Source organism: Amycolatopsis sp. NPDC057786 (genome assembly GCF_042797905.1).
Lineage (GTDB): Bacteria > Actinomycetota > Actinomycetes > Mycobacteriales > Pseudonocardiaceae > Amycolatopsis.
Window position 1 is genome coordinate 159,352 of record NZ_JBHVKW010000002.1, and the last position, 21,052, is coordinate 180,403.

Below are 21,052 nucleotides of genomic sequence, written 5' to 3' on the forward strand. Positions count from 1 at the left end.
TTCGGACAAGCGACGAACGGTCATTCGCCGTCGGCGAATGCACGTGCAGATGCCTTTCCAGGGTGAGTCACCGATACCGGTTCCAGCGCGCCCCGGTGCGTCCGTTCCGAAGATCGTTCAACCGTTTCCGCAGTTCATCCCGCACGCTGGGATGACTGCGGAGAATCGGGAGAACACTCGTCGTGAGCTTCAGTTCACGGATGGCGCGCAGTACCGAGAACCCGGACCAGGTGGTCACGTCGAATCCGTATCGCCGGGCGAACACGCGATAGCGGGCGGGTGGATCACCGAACCGTTCACGGCCGACGGCGAGCGGCGTCAGATCCCATTCCGGCGGCCCGACACAGGACGAATCGAAATCGCACAGCACGGGCCCGTCCGGCCCGGGGATCACGTTCCCGGTGTGCGCGTCCCCGTGGACGAGGCCACGGGGCAGGGGGAAGTCGAGGTCCGCGAGCGCGGCTTCGAGCTCGGCACAGCGTTCGAGCAGGAACCGCCGGTCGCCGTCGGCCAGCTCCTCCGCATCCGAAACCCTGGCGCGGACCGCGGCGAACGGCGCCCATTCGGCGAGCCCCTCCGGCGGTTCGAGCGCGTGGACCCGGCGCAGCAGCGCGGCGAGGTCGGCCGCCTTCGCCTTCCGGCCGGTCACCGGCACCTTCCACCAGACGGTCACGAGATGACCGCCGACCGGCAAGGGCTGGTCGATGCCGGGAACGAGGCGGATGGCAGGCACGTCGTGCCGTTCGAAATGCCGCGCGACCCGCACGACCGTGCCGACGCGGTGCCGCAGCCGGGTGGACCCGACGATCCGGACGACGAACGGCGCGCTCGCCAGCTCGTAGACGGCGTTGTTGGTGAATCTCAGCAGGCGGGCGCCTTCGGGGTCCACACCCAGCAGATCGCACGTCCGCCCGAGGGCGTCGCGCAGGATGGCGGGCGTGAACCGGCCGCCCGGGCCGGTCGGCTCAGGCGGCGTAGAACGAGTTGAGGCGGTCGGCGAGGTCACGGGCGTCGGCGTTGTTCCGGCGGCGTTCCGCCTCGACCTGCAGTGGTCGCATCCGGTCCTTCACCCGCTCCGATTTGATGCCCTCGGCGCAGTCGATGGCCTTCGAACCCACCTTCGCGCCGTGGTCGAGATCGCCTTCGAGCAGGTGGTTCGTCGCCAAGGCGCTGAGCATGAACGTCTTGCTGCGGGCCATGTCGTCGGTGTAGGCCTCGACGGCCTTGGTCAGCGCCGGGATCGCGTACTTGGTGTGCTCGGCGTTCTTCTCGGCGAGCACGGTGTGCACGGTGCCGATCATGGCGTAGACGTCGGTCTCGGTGAAGAACTTGACCCAGGACTCCGCCTCCGCCAGATCGGCGCGGGCGAACTCGTCCTTGCTCCGGCCGAGCAGCTTCGTGGCCTGCTCCTCGTTGCCCATCATCGCGTAGGCCCACGCCTCGTTGGCGCAGAGCACGGCGACCGCCAGCTCGGAGCCCGATTCCTGGGCGGCGATCTGGCCGAGCTGGAACAGTTTCAGCGCGTCGTTCGGAGCGTCGTTGTGCAGGTAGACCCGGCCCATCCGGTACAGCACGTTGGCCACCAGAGGATGACTGTCGCCCTGTTTGGCGAGGTCCAGCGCGTTCGCGAAATGGCCACGCGCGGAATCCATGAGGCCGGTGTCGAAGGAGGTCCAGCCGGCCAGGCTGTGCAGGTCGGCGAGGGCGACGTACAGCCGGTTCTTGACCGGCTCGGTGCCGGTGGACTCGAGCATCTGCTGCCCCCAGGACAGCTGGGCGACCACGGCGTCGCGGCAGAAACCGCCGCCGTACTGGTAGTCGAGGGACCGGAGGGCTCTGGTCGCGGCTTCCACCTGGCGGACGTCCGTCATGCCGATCCGCCCGGGGGCAGGCGTCTTCGCGGGTCCCGCCGACCACGTACCCGATTCCGGACCGAACACCGCCGCACCCATCGTGACCTGGGCGGCGTGCGCGAGGAACCTCCGTCGCTTCACGGACTCGTCCTCCTCCGCCTGCTGGCCGTCGGCAGCACCGACGACCTTTATCGCTGTCGCCTCGTCATAGGCGAGACCCATGTATCCCCTGGGGACACCAAGGCCGTCAGCGATGCGGGTGAGCACGTCGTACGCCATCACCTGGCGACCCTTGAGGATCTCGGACACCTCGGACTGCGACTGGCCGGTCATCGCGGCGATCTGACGCTGCGAAACACCGTGCTTGCGCAACAGCCGGTACACGGAGGAGATCTCCCGTGTGGCCAGTGCGGCTCGCATCTCCGGCTGCTCCCAGGCATCCGGCGGCACGGGGTGACTCTGGCGACCCGAACCGCCCGAAGCGTCCGAGCCGGCGACAGCGCCGCCACCGATACTGGCGTCCATTGCGCCCCCTCACAGTTCCGTTGGGGTCGAGAAACAGCGTAGGCACACCTATTCAACCGTGCGAAACACCGGATCGCCCGTCGTGATCGGCCCGGCAGAAGTCGTTTGACCGCTTACCGTGAAACCTCGTCCGGTCACCGCTATGACGGCGGTTCGACCTTCTATCGCACTCGGTTTCACATCACTGTAGTTGTCAGATCTCCGTGACCGACCGGCCACCGGCAGCGATCACAGAGAGCTACCAAGTCTCCGAACCCCCGCAAGGGTGCGGACACGCGGATACGAAGACGACGTGGAACGAGAGAGCGGAGAAGAGCCAGTGGAGTTCGTGGACTCGATCGCAACAGGCTCCATCACCGCGGGACGGCCCGGTATGGCCACGCGCCACCTGCGTGCGGCCGGCCCCGCCGGTCAGCAGACGGTCGCCGTCGCCCCCGGCGCCAACCGTCCGGTCTCCCCTTCCGCCCCGGTCGACCCTCGTACCGCGAGTGTGCGCCGTTACGAAGGCGGACAGCTGGTCTGGCGGGTGCAGTGCGGCGATCTCATCAGCCGTGAACGCGCCGTCACCGTGTTCGTCGAAGACAACCAGGTGGTTCTCGTCTCGCCGCCGGGAGAGACCGCGCGCCTGACGTCCGGCCAGCTCGGCCAGCTCAGGGCAGCGCTCAACGAAGCCGCCAAGATGGCGGAAAGGTAACGGTGAGTTCTCCGTGGATCAGGTCCTAGGGCAAGTTCTCCGCAACGCGGTTTGGGAACGCCTCGACATGCTCTCCGATCTCGCGAACCGGGCCGACGCGCAATCGCTCGTCTCGGTCGCCCGCTCGGAGCTCCCCCGCCTGACCGAAGGCTGGCGCGCGATGCTCCTGGCGCACGAGCCCGACGAGCGCGGGGACTGCCCCACCTGCTCGACCCGGTGGCACAAGTGCAAGGCCCCCTGCTCGGTATGGCAGGTCGCGCACGAGCACCTGGTCGCCGGGGGTCTCGCCCCCCAGCAGACCGCGGCCACCCAGGACCGCCGGCGCGAAAGCCGCCGCCGCGTCCCGGGGCAGAGCAGGGTGAGCGCGGCCGAAACCACCGGCAGGCACGCACTGGTCAACCCGCGTCGTCCCATCACAGCTTGAAAGACCGGCGAGTGAACGGCGGTCCGAGCGCCCCCTCGGCAACCACGCCACGATCTCGCCTTCGCCGGCGGCGGTTCGCGCGTACCCCCGAACGTGACGAGCCGCTCTCGGTAATCACTCCGGTCCCCACCGCGATTAATCGAAAATTATCGGCAGAACACCTAGCGAAGGCAGTAATCGGTCGCTAGGTTGATGATCACAAACGCAGCGCGATACCTGCCCCGGAGCGCGCTGCCATCCCCCGAACCCCGCGGGCCGGTGCCGTTGCACTCCCCTCCCCCGACCGGCACCGGTCCGCGGTCTCCAATTTCCTAGCGGACGCCCTTCACCCGCGTGACCAGCACCGCGGCGATGATGGTGGACAGCGCCGAAGCCGCGAAGAGGCTCGGATATCCGCCCAGATAGGCCAAAATCGGCGCGGTCAGCATCGGTGCCACCACCTGCGGCAGTGAGTTCGCGATGTTGATGACCCCGAGGTCCTTCGCCCGGTCCTGCGCGGCGGGGAGCACCTGGGTGAGCATCGCCAGCGCGACGGCCATGTACGCGCCGAAACCGATACCCAGCAACGGCGACGCCGCCAGTGCGGCCGTCCAGTTCTGCCAGACGACGAGCAGCGACGCCGCGATCGCCATCACCGCGGCCGCCGCGAGGACGTACGGCTTGCGGCGTCCCGATTTGTCGGAGAAATGCCCGGCGACGAGCGCGCCGACGACGAGCGCGGCGCCGTACAGCCCCATCATGATCAGCAGGCCGGTGTCCGGATCTTCGTGGTGCACCGCGTCCTTCAGGAAGAACAGCAGATAGAGCGTCCCGAAGGCGTTGCCGAGCCCGATCATGAAGTGACAGCCCCACGCCCAGGCGAAGTCCGGATGCCTGCGCGGGGAGATCCACAGGTTCGCCAGCACGTCGCGCGTCCGGGCGGACGGCCGGTACGCGACCGGCAGCCGCGCGTCCGGCGTACGCAGGACGAACGCCGCCGCGCCCGCCAGCACGATGGCCGCGCACGCCGCGTATCCCAGCGGGAGACCGGCGAGGTCGAGCAGCACCACGACCACCACCGCGCCGAGCACGGTCCCGAGCATCTGGGCGATGCCGACGAGCCCGCCGACCTGCGCGCGCTGGGGCACGGGCACCCGGTCGGCAATGGCCGAGACCAGCATCGCGAGCATCCCGTTCAGCCCCGCCTGGACCAGGCACCAGCCGAGCACCATGACCGGGACGTTCGGCGCGAACGCGAGGACGAGCAGCCCCACCGCGGCGACCGCCGCCCCGGCAGCCGTCCACGGATGACGGCGGCCGCGGGCCGAGCAGGTGCGGTCCGAGAGCAGGCCGACGGCCGGGTTGGCGATCAGCGCGACGACCGCGCCGATCCCGGTGACCAGACTGAACACCGCTTCCTTGTTGGCCGCGTCCAGCAGCTCGGCCTGTTTCGGCAGCAGGACCTGGATGGGCGCGTAAACGCCGAGCCAGAGCGCGATGTTCGCGAAGAACAGCAGGCTCATCCAGCCCGCGCGGACCCTGGCGACCGGTTCCGCGAGCGCCTCGGGCAGGTCCCGGACCTCACTCATGGCCGGATCAGATCTCGGTACCAGCCGAAGGAGTCCTTCGGCGTGCGCTTCTGCGTCTCGTAGTCGATGTGCACCAGGCCGAAGCGCGGCTGGTAGCCCTTCGACCATTCGAAGTTGTCCATCAGCGACCAGACGAAGTACCCGCGGATGTCGACACCGGCGTCCATCGCCTCGCGCACCGCGACGAGGTGGCTGTCGAGGAAGTCGATGCGCTCCTGGTCGTGGACGCGCCCGTCTTCGCCGACGACGTCGTCGAAACTGCACCCGTTCTCGGTGATGTAGACCGGCGGGAGGTGCTCGCGGTAGCGGTCGTGGAAACCGACGAGAAGATCGCGCAGCCCGTGCGGGACGATCGGCGAATCGTTGGTGGTCATGGGATATCCCTCGATCGCGCGAAGCTCGAAGGGCAGTGGGTTTCCTTCGCCGGGCGCGGCGACGCCCTGCGGCTCGTAGTAATTCACTCCGTAGAAGTCGAGCGGCTGCGCGATGGTGGGCAGATCGTCGGCGAAGCCCGCCGGGAGATGTTCGACGATTTGTTCGGGATATCGACCGAGGAGCACCGGATCCGCGTAGGTGCGGTTGATGAGAGCGTCGATCCATTCGCCCGCGGCCTTGTCCTCCGGCGATTCGGAGGCGGGCCAGATCGGCGAATGATTGTTGGCCGTGCCGACATTGCGGGCGCCGGCGGCGCGGAGGGCCTGAACGGCGAGACCGTGCGCGAGATTCTGGTAGTGCGCGGTGGGCAAGGCGTCGAGCAGAAGCGTTTTGCCTGGCGCGTACTCGCCGATCGCGTAGCCGAAGATCGACATGACCATGGGCTCGTTGAGCGGGATCCACATTTTCACCCGATCGGAGAACCGTTCGCCCACGATGGCGGCGTACTCCGCGAAGCGCTCGGCGGTATCACGGGAGAGCCAGCCGCCTTTGTCTTCGAGTGCCTGCGGGAGGTCCCAGTGGAACAGCGTCCCGACGGGCGCGATGCCGGCGACACAGACTTCGTCGAGCAATTCGTCATAGAAGGCAAGGCCTTCGGCGTTGGGTTTGCCGCTGCCGTCGGGCTGGATCCTGGGCCAGGCGAAGGACATCCGGTAGGCACCGACGCCGAGTTCGGCCATCAGCGCGATGTCCTCGGAGTAGCGGTGGAAGTGATCGGCGGCTACTTTGGCGTGCTCAGCCCGTGCGATCTTTCCCTCCGTTTCGGTGAAAGTGTCCCAAATGGACTGTCCTCGGCCGCCTTCCCCGGTCGCCCCCTCGATCTGGAAGGCGGAGGTCGAAACACCCCACAGGAATTCGGACGGGAAGGTCGGATTCTCCACCGGCGGCACACCTTTCCTCTTCAGACACGGCCGAACATGAAAAGTTCTCAGATACTATGCCTTCACTCGACCGGGGGGAACCCTGTCGGCACGATAAAGTCGCAGATCAGCGAAGGAGGAGCCCGAGTGTCCGACATCCAGGCCGCGAAACCGCAAGCGGAGACGACTCCGCTCCGGCGGCAGCCCGTTCAGCAGCGCAGCGCCAAGCGGGTGGAGCAGATGCTCGACGCCAGCGCCCAGCTGATCGACGAACTCGGTTACGACGCGTTGACGACCACGCTGATCGCCAAGCGCGCCGGCGTGGCCGTCGGTTCGCTGTACCAGTTCTTCCCCGACAAGCGGGCCGTGGTGCAGGCGCTGACGCAGCGGAACCTCGAACGGTTCGTCGCCTCGGTATCGGAAACGCTGAACGAACTCGCGCCCGAACACTGGTGGGACGTCGTGGACTCGATCCTCGACATCTACCTCGCGATGCACCGCGAAGTTCCCGGCTTCTCGAAGGTCCACTTCGGTGACGTCGTGGACCGGCAGCTCCTGGACGAGACCCGCGACAACAACGCCGTCATCGTCGACGCGCTCACCGACGTGCTCGCCGCGCGGATCCAGTCGCCGCCGGACGACATCCGGTTCGCGCTGACGATCGCGAACGAGACGGCCGACGCTTTGCTGAAGCTGGCCTTCCGGCGGGACCCGCGGGGTGACGAGCGGATCGTGGCGGAGGCGAAGTCGGTGGTGAAGGGGTACTTGGCGAGCAAGTTCGGCGAGGCCTGAGGGTTCCTTCGGTTCGCCCGGCTCGCCCGCCGGCTCACTCGCCCGGCTCGCCCGCCCGGCCCACTCGCCCGGCTCGCCCGCCCGGCCCACTCGCCCGGCTCGCCCGCCCGGCTCGCCCGCCCGGCCCACTCGCCCGGCTCGCCCGCCCGGCTCGCTCGGTTCCGCCGCCTGGCGCTGAAGGACGCTTTCGCCGCGTCCGATGCGGCGAAGGGCGCCTTCAGCCCACGTCAGTCCACTGTAGACACTTCGCGGCGCTGCCCGGACGTCGCGAAGGTGCCCTTTGAGACGCTCAACGTCCCAAAGGGCACCTTCGCGTCACCGGTGGATCCCTCTTTGCTCCATTCGTGTCCACCGATGCCCGGATCCCCAGTCCCACCAGTCACACACCCCCCAGGAACCCCGCCGACAGGGCCACTGACCTGGCCTTATCCAGTTATCCACACAACCTGTCCACACCCACCCACAGTTGTGGACAACCTCGCCCCTCACCCCTCGGAACCGCCGCCCCCGACACCCCCTCCCGATACGCTGGTGCGGGGCGCGCCCCCCAGGGATGGGTGGGGGGTGGGGTCGCGCGGATCAGCCGAAGTTTTGGGCTTCGCCTCGGTAGGTGGGGACGGTTCGGTCGACGCGGTCGCCGACGACGACGTGGTAGTGCGTGAAGCGTTCGGCGAGTTCGCCCGCCTTCGCGTGGCGCAGCCAGACGCGGTCGCCCAGCCGCAGGTGCCGGGCGGCCTCACCGGAAACGGGAGTCTGGACTTCGCCGGCGCCTTCGAATCCGAGCAGCGAGAGCCCTTCGGGTAGGTAAGGCGTCGGGAGCCGCGAAGACTCGGCGGGGCCCGAAGCGATGTAGCCGCCGGAGAACAGTGTCGCGACCTTCGGTGCCGGGCGTCGGACGACGGGCAGCGCGAACATCGCGGCCGGGCGCGGCGAGAAGTGCGCATAGCCGTCGAAGAGGGTCGGCCCGATCAGGCCCGAGCCCGCGGCGATCTCGGTGACGGCAGCTTCGGCGCCGGTCGATTCGACGCTGCCGCTCCCACCCCCGTTGACGAACTCCAGATCCGCCAGGGCCCGCACCGCGCGAACCGCGGCCGCGCGGCGTTTCGCGATTTCCACAATGGACTTTCGCTGCATCCAGCCGATGAGCGAGTTCTTGACGCCGCCGCCCGCCGCATCGCCGAGCCCGGCGATCTGACCTTCGTACGCCATCATCCCGACGAGCCGGAAACCCTTGCGGGACAAGATGGTCCGCGCCAGATCCGCGGCCTGTCTCGGGCTGAACACCGGCGAGCGCCGGGTGCCGACGTGCACCCCGGGCAGCGGCCGCCAGGAAGCGTCGAGCTCCAGGCAGACGCGGATTTCGGGATGCCCCTGCCCCAGCGCCGCGTCGACCAGATCGAGATGTTCGGGCGAGTCGACCATGATCGAGATCGCCGCCCGCGCCCGGTCGTTCGCCGCCAGCCGCCGGAGCGCGCCGTGGTCGGCGGTCGGGTACGCCACCACGATGTCCTCGGACGTCCCCTGCTCGACATGCCAGACGGCTTCGGCGAGCGAGTAGCACATGAGACCTTCGAAACCGGGCCGCGCGAGGACCCGTTCGAGCAGATAGCGGCAGCGCACGGATTTGCTGACCACGCGGATCGGTTTGCCGTTCGCCCGCCGCAGCAGGTCGGCGCCGTTCGCGTCGAACGCATCCAAGTCGACAACCGCGAACGGAGGATCCAGGTCCTTCGTCGCCAAGTCGTACACCGTCGCACTGGTCACCCGAACTAAGGTACGACAGAAGGGCTTGAAACGCGAATACTATTCACTTACTGTTTCGGCACTCACAGACGAGAGTTAGGTGGGCGCATGACACGGTGGAGCAACTGGGCCGGCACCGCGACGGCGTCGCCGCTGCGGGTGCATCGGCCGCGGGACACGGCCGCGATCGCCGACGCGATCACCCGGTCCGCCGCGGATGGAAGGCGCCTGCGCCCGCTGGGCAGCGGCCACTCCTTCACCGCGATCGCCGCCGCGAACTCGGACGCCATGGATCTGACGGGCTGGACCGGCATCGCGTCGGCCGACGTCGCGAAAGGCCTGGTCACGGTCCGTTCGGGCACCACGCTCAAGCAGCTCAACGCCGAACTCGACGCGCTGGGCCTTGCCATGACCAACCTCGGCGACATCGACGCGCAGACCGTCGCGGGCGCGATCTCCACCGGTACCCACGGCACCGGCGCCCGGCTCGGCGGCATCGCCACCCAGATCGCCGCACTCGAACTCGTGCTCGCCGACGGCACCGTGGTCACCTGTTCGGCGGACGAGCGCCCCGATCTCTTCGCCGCGGCGAGGGTCGGGCTCGGCGCGCTCGGCGTCATCAGCACCGTCACCCTGCAGTGTGAACCTTCGTTCCTGCTCTCCGCTCAGGAGCGGCCGGAACCACTCGAACAGGTCCTCGAAGGTTTCGACCGGTTCGCCGACGAGAACGACCACTTCGAGTTCTACTGGTTCCCCTACGGCAAGAACGCCCTGGTCAAGCGCAACAACCGGCTTCCGGCGGGCAGCGAACGCCGTCCGCTGACCAAGCTGAAGGAATTCGTCGACTACGAGGTCACGGAGAACATCGCGTTCGGCGGCCTGTGCCGTCTCGGCCGCGCGGTGCCGAAACTCGTGCGGCCACTCGGCCGGTTCGCCTCGAACATCCTCTCCGCCCGCGAGTACAGCGACACTTCGCATCGCGTCTTCGTGACCCATCGCGGCGTGCGGTTCGTCGAGTCGGAGTTCGCGATCCCCCGCGAAGCGCTGCACGACGTCTTCTCCGAGCTCCGCAGGTTCGTCCCGAAGCTGGAGAACCCGGTCGCGTTCCCGGTCGAGGTGCGCGTCGCCGCCGCGGACGACATCTGGCTTTCGACCGCGAACGGCCGCGACTCCGCCTACATCGCGATCCACCAGTTCGTCGGCATGCCCTACCGCGAGTACTTCGCCGGATTCGCGTCGATCGCCGGCGAGGTCGGCGGCCGCCCGCATTGGGGCAAGATGCACGACCTCGACGCCGCCACACTGCGCTCGCGGTACCCGCGCTTCGACGACTTCCTGCGCGTCCGCAAGGAGGTGGACCCGGCCGGGGTCTTCACGAACACCTACCTCGACCGGGTACTCGGCACCGCTTAAGCCGTTTCGAACAGCGCGCTGACCGACTCGCCGTTGTGGATCCGGCGCATCGCCTCCGCCAGCGCGGGCGCGATCGACAGGACCCGCAGCTTCGGGCTCTGCTCCTCCGGCGGGATCGGCACCGTGTTCGTGCAGACGACCTCCAGCACGTCGGGCTGACTGCCGATCCGGTCGAGCGCGCCGCTGGAGAACAGACCGTGCGTGCAGGCGACGCGGATCGAGCGCGGTTTCAGCTCGCGCAGTTTGGAGAGCAGCTCGATCACCGTGCTGCCCTTGGCGATCTCGTCGTCGAGGACGATCACGTCGCGGCCGGCGACCTCACCGATCACCGAGCTGATCTCGACCCTGTCGTCAGCGAAGCGCTGCTTCGCGCCGGCGGCGACCTGGACGCCGAGCAGCCGGGCGAAATGCGCGGCTTCCTTGGCGTTGCCGAGATCCGGCGAAACGACGGTGGTCGCGGAGAGGTCGTACTGGCGGAAGTACTTCGCCAGCTCCTGCAACGCGTGCAGGTGATCGACCGGGACGCTGAAGAAGCCGTGCACCTGCGGCGAATGCAGCGTCATCGCGAGCACCCGGTCGGCGCCGGCGGTCGCCATCAGGTCGGCGACGAGACGGCCGCCGATCGAGATCCGCGGGGCGTCCTTCTTGTCCGAGCGGGCGTACGAGTAGTGCGGCATGACGACGGTGATCCGCTTGGCCGACGCGCCCCGCGCGGCGTCCAGCATCAGCAGCAGCTCGACGAGATGTTCCTGCACCGGCCGCACCAGCGGCTGGATCAGGAAGACGTCACGCTCACGGCAGTTCGCTTCGAGCTGGACTTCGAGACAGTCGTTGGCGAACCGCTGCACCTTCACGGGATGCAGGGGAACGCCGAGATGGGCGCAGATCTCTTCGGCGAGCTCGGGATGTGCGCTGCCGCTGAAGACCGCGATGTCCTCGCGCAAGGGACCTACTCCGTTCAGTCAAAAGACGGATTACGTCCACACACTAGAGTTTCACAGAGCGGAAAAGGCCTGAGAGATAGCAGTATCACCCGAGATCGCTTCGAGGACGCGGCCCGCCGTCGACGGGGTGTCGAGCAGCGCGACGAGGATCGCGGCGACGTCCTGGCGGGGAATGGGCCCGCGTCCGGTGGCTTCGGCGATCAGGATCTTGCCGGTGCCCTCGTCGTTGGTGAGCTGTCCCGGCCGGACGATCGTCCAGTCGAGATCGCGGGCGCGCAGATCGTCTTCGGCCGCTTTCTTGGCCTTGAGATAGATCCGGAAATCGTCCGGTACGTCCGCGGTCTCCCATTTGTCGGCGCCCATGGAGCCGACCTGGATGTGCCGCCGCACGCCCGCGCGCTCGGAGGCCGCCGCGAAGAGTTCCGCGGCGGCTCTGTCCACAGTGTCCTTGCGAGCGGTGCCGCTGCCCGGCCCGGCGCCCGCCGCGAAAACGGCGGCGTCGGCACCGTCGAGCACCTTGGCGACGGCGTCCACATCGGACTTTTCCAGGTCGAGGACGACGGCTTCGGCGCCAGCCGCTTCCAGGTCGGCGACGTGATCGGGATTGCGCACGATCCCCACCGCTTGATCACCGCGCTCGGCCAGGAGTTTCTCCAGCTTCAGCGCGATCTGTCCGTGTCCACCCGCAATGACGACTCGCATACGCCCGACGGTAGCGCGTTCAGTCCACTTCGGCAGGGAGCTCGGTTTCGCGCAGCAGCTGGTCGTAGACGATCTCGTTGACCAGGCGCGAGACGGGGTCCTCGTCGAGGATCATGCGCTCGCCGTGGCCCTCGAGGTCGAGGTCGGCGACCGCGTTGGGGTCGGCGGTGACGATGCCGAGCCCGTAGGCGCGGGCACGCGGCAGGCAATTGCCGACGTAGTCTTCCGTCAGTACGGCAGGCGATGGGAGAACCATCGCGGCCTCGCCGTAACGTGCGAACGGAACCGCGGAGGCCATCGCGGTGCGCCAGTGCCGGGCGACCGCGAGGACGCCGATGATCTCGGCGGCCGGCGCGGGTGCGGTCGCGGCCAGCTCTGGCCATGTCCAGGTGTCGACGGTGGCGCGATCGACGACGGGACCCATGCCCATCGCGATGCGCTCGGCGTGCACGTCGGTACGGAGCCGGGCGACCACGCAGATCTTGCGGCCGAGCACGGTGGTCTCCGGCAAGACGATGCCGTTCCAGCCGAGCAGGGCCGCCGCCTTGCGCGAAAGCTCCCCGACGCTCGCGGGCAGTTCGATCGGCGGCACCACCCGGCTCGGCAGTGACCGGCTGCGCTTCGCGCCACCGGCGACCGTCGAGCTCTCCATGTTCGGTGTAGCCGCCACGTTCCGCCTCCTTCGAACCTGGTTTCCCTAGGGCTCTTCATCCCGTGCCACCTCGGTGGAAGCGGCACCTCACCTGTCTAACAGGGCGGGGAGGCGACGGCGCCGGACAACGGGAGTGGCTGCGATCGGCGGCGCCTTGTCATCGGTGACCGGTCGGTAGGCGGTCATCGGACTTCAGTCCGACGTGCCGCCAACCGAGTGAGGGAGAGGTGAGTGGTGTCACCCGGCGTCTCCGAACGGTCACGAGTACGGACTGATCGCCACCGAACACCGGCGCGGCAAGGGAAGTAAAACGTTAGGCCATTCGGCCCAGTGAATACTCATTCCACTTTGGACCTTCGCAGGTCAGGTCACGAGATCGTCGCGGTGCGCAGGAGTTCTTCGACGCCCGGGGTCCGCCACTCGTCCATCACCACGATTTGCCTGTCCGCAACGAACCAGATCCGCTGGGTCACTTGCGTCTCGCCGCTTCCCCCCGTCTGTCCACGAGGAACACACTGGATCGTCCACTCCTCGTAGGTCGCCGACGTCCCGCCCACCGGTGCGGTGGTGGAAACCGTCCGCACGGCGTCACCCTCTTGGCGCAGGTCCTTTCGCCCGGCGGCGTTGCAGGCCCGGCCGCCCGCGCTGCGCCGATAGGCCTCGCCGGGCCGGTACGGCGGCTGTTCGGCCGACTGCTGAGTGTTGTCCGTGAGCAGGACGTACTTGCAGTTGAAGTACTTCTTGGGGTCCGGGCAGCCCGGGTCGACGAGCACCTTCTCCAGCCCCTGCGAGACCACGGACCAGCCCTGCGGCAGATGCAGCGTCAGCGCGCCCGCCGAGACGTCGGTGACGCCCTGCGCGGGCGGGGCGGACGAAGTCCCCTTAAGCGGCTTTCCGCCGGTCACGCCGGCGATGAGCTCCGGGTTCAGGAGACCGCCCAGCTTGTCGTACGGCAGCGTGTAGTCCTGGACGCCGCAGGCGGTGGCGAAGCCGAGCAAGTTGAGGTCGACGGTCACCTCGACGACCTCCGGGGTGAACGCGAGCCACATCTTCGGCTCTTCGGCGAGGTCGGCCGTCTTGAGGGGCTGGTACGGGAAGGTGCTGGTGACCGCACCGCACTGCTGCTTGTCTGGCCAGAGGAGTTCGGCGAGGGTCCGCAGGCCGTCGTCGGTGAACTTTCCGGGGGCGAACAGCTCGGCGGGAGTGAGCGCCTTGCCCTCTTTCAGGTCGATGGTCACCGCGGCACGACCGTTTCCCCAGGTCGAATGCGGTTTGTTCTCGAGGTCGTGCGTGTAGCGCACCGAGAGGTACCGCTCGTTCTGCGAGCGCACTTCGGCCTTCGTGAGGAGCTTGTATGGGCCGCGTTCCGGCTCCAGTTTGGCGGCGCCCGGGCCGGTTTTGCGGTTCCACTCGTCAATCGGCGCCGTCAGTGCGTCGTTGACGCGCTTCAGCCAGGCCTGGTCGGTCGACCCCGTCACCTCGGGGTGATCTCCGCTGTAGGCGATGTTCGTCCCGGGCACGGTCCCGGACCGGGTCTTCATGGCGACCTTGAGCGCGACGGCCTGCTGCGTGGTCGGCGGGGACTCCGGCGGCGTGCTCGCGTCGGAGAAGACGACCACCGAGCCGACCACGGCGGCCGTCGCCGCGACGACGCCGATGGCGATCTTCAGTCCGGCCGCGATCCCGCCGGTCGACGCGGCCGCCGCGCCCGTCCCGGCGGCGGCGACCCCTGGCGCGGCCGCCGTACCGGCGCTGAGCAGGACCAACGGCGTCGCCGCGGCGAACACACCCGCCGCCTTCGCCAGCCGTGACCAGCCCTTGCGCTCCCATTCGTCGCCGTAGCCCGCGCGGGCGACGCGTTCCAGTTCGCTGACGAACATGAGCGCGTCGACCGGTCGTTTCGACGGGTCCTTCGCCATCCCCAGCGCGACGATCTCGTGCACCGGCTGGGGGACTTCGCCGAACGGGATGGGCGCGTGTTCGTGCAGCGTGCGGAGTACTTCGGTGTCGTCGGCCTGATACGGCCGGTGCCCGGCGACGCACTGGAAGAACACGCAGGTCGCGGCGTAGACGTCGGTCGCGGGCGTGGCCTGCCCGCCCGACCACTGCTCGGGCGCCATGTACGCGGGTGTGCCGACGGACGGGCCGCGTTCCCCCGCCAGGACGGCCGTGCCGAAGTCGACCAGCTTGCTTTCACCGGTGTCGGCGACGAGGACGTTGGCCGGTTTGTAGTCCCGGTGGACGACGTGGGCGGAATGCGCCGCGGCCAGGCCGAGCAGCGAACCCTTCAGTACCGCGAGGGCGGCCTCGGGTTCGAGAGCGCCTTCGGCCTGGAGCACCGACCGCAGGGAGACGCCGTTGATCGCCTCCATGACGATCGCCGCGCCCTGCGGCGTCTCGAAGAACTCGTGCAGTTTCACGACGTGCGGGCTCGACACCCGGTGTAGCGCCAGCGCTTCCTGCCGGAACGCGGCCATGTGCGCGGGATCCGCGGCGAAGCGGGAGAAGAGGTACTTGATCGCGACGAGGTGGCCGGTGGTGTCCTGGCGTGCGAGCACCACGCGGCCGAAGGTGCCCGTGCCCAGCTGCTCCAGCTCGGTGAAGCCGGGCAGTCTCCACTCGTCAGTCAGTTCCACTGTGCCTCTTCCAGAATCTTGTCGAGGCCTGGAGTGTTCCATTCGTCGACGATGACGAGCTGCGTTTTCGGCAGGAACCAGACCCGTTGGGTGACCGTGCCAGTGTGCCCGGAACACGTGAGCCGCCACTCTTCGTAGGCGGCCCTCTTCGTCCCGACCGGGCGAAGTTCCTGCCGCTGGAGGACGGGTGCCCCCTGGGTCTCCCCGGGTACGCCGATGGAATGACACGGACGCGGGCCGGTCGAGCGGTTGTACGGCTTGCCCGGTTCATACGGCGGGGTGGCCGGGGCGGCCCGCGAGTTGTCGCTGAAGACGACGCTCGCGCACTGGGCGGGCTGCGTCCCGCCGCCCGCGCACTGATCGGCGGTCACCAGGTACCGCTCGATGGGGGCGCCGGAGAGCAGTGACCACTTTTCCGGCGTGGTGAGGGTGAAGGCGCCGACGTCGTGCACTTTGGTGCCCTGTCCCTGCGTGCCGCCGAGCAGGTTCACGACCTCCGGGCTCAGCAGGTGGCGGAGGTGGCGGTATTCGACGGTGACCTGGGTCGGGTCGCAGACACGGGGGTAGCCGAGCACGGATCCGTAGACGTAGAACGTCATCCCGTTCGCGGTCGGTGCCGCCTGCAGCACGGCGTCGCCGGTGACGGACCACGGATCCGACATCGCGCCGACCGGCAGGTGCTCGGGTTCGCTCGGCGCGGCGGCGAGGCAGTCACCGGGCCTGGCGGCGTCGAAGAGCAGGTCTTCGAGCATGCGCATCCGGTCGGCGGCGCCGTCGACGTTGTCGAAGAGCCGCGCGGTGGGGATCGGCTCGCCCTTCGTCAGGTCGATGACGATGGGGCGGATGCTGAACCCGCCGTGGTTGCCGAACTGGACGGAGTCGATCGAGCGTTTGTAGACGACCGAGAGCAGCTTGTCGTCCTGGCGCAGGATCTCGGCTTCGGACTTCATATGCGGGATGTCGCCGTCGGGTTCCCGCTGGGGCGGGTAGCCGTCGGGCCAAAAGCCCGCGAGCCAGCCGTCGATCGGCGCCATCAGTGCCTTGTTGACCCGTTCTTCGGCGGCCTTGTCCTTCAACCCGCTGATCCGGACGTACTTGCCGTTGTAGTCGAAGCCGTCGAGTTTCTCGGTGCGGGTGAGGAGGTCGACCTTCATCGCGGCGACGGTCGTCGTCTGAGGCGGCGCTTCGTCACCGTCGGCGTTGACCACGACGACCGTGCCGACGGCGGCCGCGGTGACGGCCGCGATCGCCGCGGTCACCTTGAGACCGATCGCGATCCCGCCGCCCGTGGCCGCCGCTCCGCCCGCGACGACCGGTGCCGCGGCCGTCCCGGCGCCGAGCAGGGCCAGCGGGGAGAGGGCGACCAGGACCCCGGCGCCCTTGGCGAGCCAGTGCCGGCCGTTGCGCTCCCAGTCCTCGCCGTACGCCTTCCTGGCGGACGCCTCCAGTTCGGTGACGAACTCGGCCGCGCCCGACGGCCGCTGGGTGACGTCCTTCGCCATGCCGCGCGCGATGAGGTCGCGGACCGGTTCGGGCACCTCGCCGAACGGGATCGGGGCGTATTCGTGCAGCGTGCGGAGCACTTCGACCTGCTCGGCCTCGTACGGCCGGTGCCCGGCGACGCACTGGAAGAACACGCAGGTCGCGGCGTAGACGTCCGTCGCGGGCGTCGCGATGGCGCCCGCCCACTGCTCGGGCGCCATGTACGCGGGCGTGCCCGCGGCGGCCCCGGTCTGTCCGGCGAGCACGGCGATACCGAAGTCGACGAGCTTGCTCTGCCCCTCCGGGGTGACCAGGACGTTGGCCGGTTTGTAGTCGCGGTGGACGGTGCCCGCGGCGTGCGCGCCGGCGAGACCGAGCAGCGAGCCCTTGAGGATGGCCAGCGCGGCTTCGGGTTCGAGCTTCTCCTGGCGGCCGAGGATCTCTTTCAGGGAAATTCCGTGAACGGCTTCCATGATGATCGCGGCCCCTTGCGGGGTCTCGACGAACTGGTGCAGACGGGCGATGTGGGGCCCCGAAACGCGACTCAGGATCTGTGCCTCATGGCGGAACTCGGCCAGGCGTTTCGGGTCTGCCGCGAACCGTGCGTACAGGTATTTGATGGCCACGACCTGCGCGGATTCGTCGTGACGAGCCAGCACGACCCGGCCGAATCCGCCTTCGCCCAGCGACCCCAGCTCGGTGAAACCCGGCAAGGCCCAGTCGTCCACAGATTCCTCCGCGATTCCCGATCGTGTCCCCTTGGAGGTGAGCTGCGCCGCAGCGGTTCCCCGCCTTCCGGGTTTAGGGTTACTCGTCGGTCACTTAGCCCGTTGCGATGGAGGAACGATGCGTTCGCCGAAGGATTTCTTCGCCCCGCTCGCGGTGGGGGCGCCGGAACCGCTCCGCCAGATCCCCGTACCTCCTTCGCGGATGATCCACTTCTTCGATCCCGGCAACGAGAAGATGGCCGCCAAGGTCCCGGATATCGCCAAGAAGGTCGACGTCCTGCTCGGGAACCTCGAAGACGCCGTGCGCGCCGACCGCAAGGAGGCCGCGCGGAACGGGCTCGTCTCCATCGCGAAGTCGACCGACTTCGGCAAGGCGCAGCTGTGGACCCGCGTCAACAGCCTCGACTCGCCGTGGGTGCTCGACGACCTGATCACGCTGGTCACCGAGATCGGCGACAAACTCGACGTGATCATGGTGCCGAAGGTCGAAGGCGCGCAGGACATCCATTACGTCGACAGGCTGCTCGCGCAGCTCGAGGCGCGGGCAGGCCTGACGAAACCGCTGCTGGTGCACGCGATCCTGGAGACCGCCAGCGGCGTCGCGAACGTCGAGGAGATCGCGGGCGCGAGCCCCCGGATGCAGGGCATCTCGCTCGGCCCGGCCGACCTCGCCGCGAGCCGCCGGATGAAGACCACCCGGGTGGGTGGCGGGCACCCCGGTTACCTGGTGCGCACGGACCCGACCGGTGAAGACCTGAACGCGGGACGCACGACGTACCAGCAGGACCTGTGGCACTACACCGTCGCGCGGATGGTCGACGCCTGCGCGGCGAACGGGATCCTGCCGTACTACGGGCCGTTCGGCGACATCCGCGACGTCGTGGCCTGCGAGGACCAATTCCGCAACGCGTTCCTGCTCGGTTGCGTGGGCGCCTGGAGCCTGCACCCGGTGCAGATCGACATCGCCAAGAGGGTGTTCTCGCCCTCGCCCGAGGACGTCGCCTGGGCACGCCGCGTGATCGCCGCGATGGGTGATGGCACCGGTGCGGTGATGATCGACGGGAAGATGCAGGACGACGCTTCGGTGAAGCAGTGCCGGGTGGTCGCCGAACTCGCGGACGCGCTCGCCGCGGACGATCCTGAACTCGCCGCCGCGTACGACGCGGCCACGAAGGAGGCTTCCGAATGAACCCCCGGCGTTCCGTCCTCTACATGCCCGGCGCGAACGAAAGAGCGCTGGAAAAGGCCAAGACGCTGGACGCGGACGGGCTGATCCTCGACCTCGAAGACGCCGTCGCGCCCGACGCGAAGGAAGCCGCGCGTGAACGCGTTTGCGCGGCCGCGTCGTCGAAGGAGTACGGCTCGCGCGAGGTGACCATCCGCGTGAACGGCCTCGACACCGAATGGCACGACGCCGACCTCCGCGCCGCCGCGCAGGCGGGTCCGGCCGCGATCGTGGTGCCGAAGGTGAACTCCGCCGCCGAGGTGCACAACATCGAGCGCGCACTGGAACTCGGCGGCGCGCCGGACCACACGAAGATCTGGGCGATGGTGGAGACGCCGGTCGCGATGCTGCACGCGGAGGAGATCGCGTCGGCGTCCGAACGGCTGACCGTGCTGGTCATGGGCACGAACGACCTGGCGAAGGAACTGCACGCCGAGTTCGTCCCCGGCCGCGCGCCGCTGCTGGGCGGGCTTTCGCTCGCGCTGCTGGCCGCGCGGGCGACCGGCAAGGCGATCCTCGACGGCGTCTACAACGACGTGAAGGACCTCGAAGGCTTCGAGGCGGAATGCGTTCAGGGACGTCAGTTCGGCTTCGACGGCAAGACGCTGATCCACCCGGCGCAACTGGAGCCGTGCAACCGGATCTTCGCGCCGTCGGAGGAGGAGATCACGCGCTCGCGCAAGATCATCGCGGCGTTCGAAGAGGCACAGGCGGCCGGGCAGGGCGTCGTGACCGTGGACGGGCGGATGATCGAGAACCTGCACGTGGACAACGCGCGGCGGATCCTGGCGCTGGCCGAAGCGATCGGCGGCGGGAGCTGAAGGACGCCATACCCGCATAAGACGCGGTGAAGGGCGCTTTACCCACGTCGTATGCGGGGAAAGCGTCCTTCAGCTCACGCTTTCTGTTGCCGGTCGGCAAAGCAACTGACGCGTTTAGTCCGCTGGATGCGGTAGTTGCACACGCAAGGACCGCATTCAGAGGACTAAACGCGGGTCAGGGCCAGGGGCGCGGAGTGGGGCGAAGGGTTTCGTAGGCGGCAGCGGCGCGAAGGACGTCGAGGTCGGCGAAGCGGCGGCCGCTGATCTGGAGGCCGATGGGCTGGTCGTCGCTCGTGTAGCCGCAGTTGATCGACACCGCGGGCTGGCCGGACATGTTGTACGGCACGGTGAACGCGATGTGTTCGAACGGGCGGCGCGGGTCGTTGGTCGGCGACGGCCACTCGGCGGGCGGGGCCGAGACCGGGCAGGTCGGTGACAGGACGACGTCGAAGCGTTCGGTCGCGCGCAGGGTCGCGACGGCGATGGCGTCGATCTGCGCGAAACCGCGGTAGGCGTCGACACCGCTGACGTCGGCGCCGCCGGCGGCCCAGTCGGCGATGTACGGCAGGACCTTCGCGCGGCGGTCTTCGGGCAGCGCGGACATGTCCGACCAGGCCCGGACGCGCCAGAACGTGTCGAGGCCGTCGAGCATTTCGCGGCGCAGGAACGGGGAAACCGGCTCGACCACGGCACCCGCGGCCTCGAAGGCACGGGCGGCTTCGGTGACGGCGGCGATCGTCTCAGGCAGCACCGGAAGCCCGACGCCGGGGTCGAGGTGCAGCCCGATCCGCAGCCCCTTGACCTCGCAGGACAGCGACGCCCAGTCCACAGAGGACGCAGGCAGCGAGAGGTGGTCGCGATCGTCCACACCGGACAGAACGCTCATCAGCAGCGCGGTGTCGGCCACGGTCCGCGTCATCGGCCCGGCGACGCGGCCGAGGAACGGCGGATCCACCGGCACCCGGCCGAAACTCGGCTTCAGCCCGACCAGGCCGCACCAGCCGGCGGGCAGCCGGATCGAGCCGCCGATATCGGTGCCGACGTGCAGCGGGCCGTAACCCGCGGCGGCCGCCGAACCGGCACCGGCGCTGGAGCCGCCGGGCGTGCGCGTGGTGTCCCACGGATTCCGCGACGCGGTGTGGAAACTCGACAGCCCGGACGTCAGCATCCCGTAGTCCGGCATGGTCGTCTTGCCCAGCAGGACTCCGCCGGACTCGCGCACGCGAGCGCCCGCCGGGGCGTCTTCGGGCGCCGGCGCCAGCGAGGTGGCAGCCGTGCCGAGCGGGACCGGGGTACCGCGGGTCGCGATGTTCTCCTTGAGCGTCAAGGGAACGCCGTCGATCGGGCCGAGCGGTTCCCCGGCGTGCCAACGGCTTTCGGACGCCTTCGCGTCTTCGCGCGCGCCGCTCGGGTCGTACGCGTAGAGCGCGTGCAGTTCGGGTTCGCGTACCTCGACGCGGGCGAGGACGGCTTCGGTGACCTCGACCGGCGACAGCGTCCCGGCACGGTACTGCGCGACCAGTTCGACAGCGGTCAGATCAGGCAACTCCGGCAC

General features: G+C 68.8%; 17 protein-coding genes. 6 read left to right on the forward strand and 11 right to left on the reverse strand.

The features are described from left to right. Window positions 1-67: 67 nt before the first annotated feature. Window positions 68-1,006, reverse strand: coding sequence for a phosphotransferase family protein (locus tag ACFVM3_RS02450; RefSeq protein WP_378434840.1), 939 nt, complete (start codon window positions 1,004-1,006; stop codon window positions 68-70). Continuing rightward, window positions 966-2,378 carry a helix-turn-helix domain-containing protein gene (locus tag ACFVM3_RS02455; RefSeq protein WP_378434842.1) on the reverse strand — a complete coding sequence of 471 codons (1,413 nt, stop codon included), beginning with the start codon at window positions 2,376-2,378 and terminating at the stop codon, window positions 966-968. The genes ACFVM3_RS02450 and ACFVM3_RS02455 overlap by 41 nt, the downstream gene beginning before the upstream one ends. A gap of 319 nt (window positions 2,379-2,697) precedes the next feature. Between ACFVM3_RS02455 and ACFVM3_RS02460 the strand changes: the two genes are divergently transcribed. Both ACFVM3_RS02460 and ACFVM3_RS02465 read left to right on the forward strand, forming a co-directional pair. Further along, entirely contained in the window at window positions 2,698-3,072 is a 375-nt protein-coding gene (locus tag ACFVM3_RS02460; protein ID WP_016330535.1) for a hypothetical protein, read from the forward strand. Window positions 3,073-3,085: 13 nt separating this feature from the next. Continuing rightward, on the forward strand, window positions 3,086-3,496 hold the full coding sequence (locus ACFVM3_RS02465; protein WP_378434844.1) for a hypothetical protein: 411 nt from the start codon (window positions 3,086-3,088) through the stop codon (window positions 3,494-3,496). A 311-nt stretch (window positions 3,497-3,807) separates the two neighbouring features. Here the strand turns inward: ACFVM3_RS02465 and ACFVM3_RS02470 are convergent, their stop codons facing one another. Both ACFVM3_RS02470 and ACFVM3_RS02475 read right to left on the reverse strand, forming a co-directional pair. Next, window positions 3,808-5,064 (reverse strand): MFS transporter, encoded by a 1,257-nt coding sequence (locus ACFVM3_RS02470; protein ID WP_378434845.1) that lies wholly within the window; start codon window positions 5,062-5,064, stop codon window positions 3,808-3,810. Continuing rightward, window positions 5,061-6,380, reverse strand: coding sequence for a GH1 family beta-glucosidase (locus ACFVM3_RS02475; RefSeq protein ID WP_378434847.1), 1,320 nt, complete (start codon window positions 6,378-6,380; stop codon window positions 5,061-5,063). Before ACFVM3_RS02475 ends, ACFVM3_RS02470 begins: the two co-directional genes overlap by 4 nt. Before the next feature lie 126 nt (window positions 6,381-6,506). Between ACFVM3_RS02475 and ACFVM3_RS02480 the strand changes: the two genes are divergently transcribed. Continuing rightward, a complete protein-coding gene (locus tag ACFVM3_RS02480) occupies window positions 6,507-7,151 on the forward strand; it encodes a TetR/AcrR family transcriptional regulator (protein WP_063276750.1) in 645 nt (214 codons plus the stop codon). A gap of 579 nt (window positions 7,152-7,730) precedes the next feature. Here ACFVM3_RS02480 and ACFVM3_RS02485 read toward each other — a convergent pair. Next, a complete protein-coding gene (locus tag ACFVM3_RS02485) occupies window positions 7,731-8,915 on the reverse strand; it encodes an amino acid deaminase/aldolase (protein ID WP_378434849.1) in 1,185 nt (394 codons plus the stop codon). Between the two features lie 87 nt (window positions 8,916-9,002). Between ACFVM3_RS02485 and ACFVM3_RS02490 the strand changes: the two genes are divergently transcribed. Then, a complete protein-coding gene (locus ACFVM3_RS02490) occupies window positions 9,003-10,307 on the forward strand; it encodes a D-arabinono-1,4-lactone oxidase (RefSeq protein WP_378434851.1) in 1,305 nt (434 codons plus the stop codon). Here the strand turns inward: ACFVM3_RS02490 and ACFVM3_RS02495 are convergent. From ACFVM3_RS02495 to ACFVM3_RS02515, 5 genes are all read right to left on the reverse strand, one after another. Further along, complete coding sequence (locus ACFVM3_RS02495; protein WP_378434853.1) at window positions 10,304-11,251, reverse strand: ribose-phosphate diphosphokinase; 948 nt, start codon at window positions 11,249-11,251, stop codon at window positions 10,304-10,306. The genes ACFVM3_RS02490 and ACFVM3_RS02495 overlap by 4 nt on opposite strands. A 51-nt stretch (window positions 11,252-11,302) precedes the next feature. Next, entirely contained in the window at window positions 11,303-11,953 is a 651-nt protein-coding gene (locus tag ACFVM3_RS02500) for an NAD(P)H-binding protein (RefSeq protein ID WP_378434855.1), read from the reverse strand. Between the two features lie 19 nt (window positions 11,954-11,972). Continuing rightward, window positions 11,973-12,623, reverse strand: a complete 651-nt coding sequence (locus tag ACFVM3_RS02505) for a hypothetical protein (RefSeq protein ID WP_219146742.1) — start codon at window positions 12,621-12,623, stop codon at window positions 11,973-11,975. Between the two features lie 350 nt (window positions 12,624-12,973). Then, window positions 12,974-15,241, reverse strand: coding sequence for a serine/threonine-protein kinase (locus ACFVM3_RS02510; protein ID WP_378434857.1), 2,268 nt, complete (start codon window positions 15,239-15,241; stop codon window positions 12,974-12,976). Further along, entirely contained in the window at window positions 15,232-17,451 is a 2,220-nt protein-coding gene (locus ACFVM3_RS02515) for a serine/threonine-protein kinase (RefSeq protein ID WP_378434858.1), read from the reverse strand. The genes ACFVM3_RS02510 and ACFVM3_RS02515 overlap by 10 nt, the downstream gene beginning before the upstream one ends. Before the next feature lie 118 nt (window positions 17,452-17,569). Here ACFVM3_RS02515 and ACFVM3_RS02520 point away from each other — a divergent pair, with 118 nt between their 5' ends. Together ACFVM3_RS02520 and ACFVM3_RS02525 are read left to right on the forward strand one after the other, a co-directional pair. After that, entirely contained in the window at window positions 17,570-18,640 is a 1,071-nt protein-coding gene (locus ACFVM3_RS02520) for an HpcH/HpaI aldolase/citrate lyase family protein (protein WP_378434860.1), read from the forward strand. Continuing rightward, a complete protein-coding gene (locus ACFVM3_RS02525) occupies window positions 18,637-19,497 on the forward strand; it encodes an HpcH/HpaI aldolase/citrate lyase family protein (protein WP_378434862.1) in 861 nt (286 codons plus the stop codon). The genes ACFVM3_RS02520 and ACFVM3_RS02525 overlap by 4 nt, the downstream gene beginning before the upstream one ends. A gap of 175 nt (window positions 19,498-19,672) precedes the next feature. On the opposite strand, the gene ACFVM3_RS02530 is transcribed toward ACFVM3_RS02525, so the two are convergent. Next, window positions 19,673-21,052 carry an amidase gene (locus tag ACFVM3_RS02530; protein ID WP_378434864.1) on the reverse strand — a complete coding sequence of 460 codons (1,380 nt, stop codon included), beginning with the start codon at window positions 21,050-21,052 and terminating at the stop codon, window positions 19,673-19,675.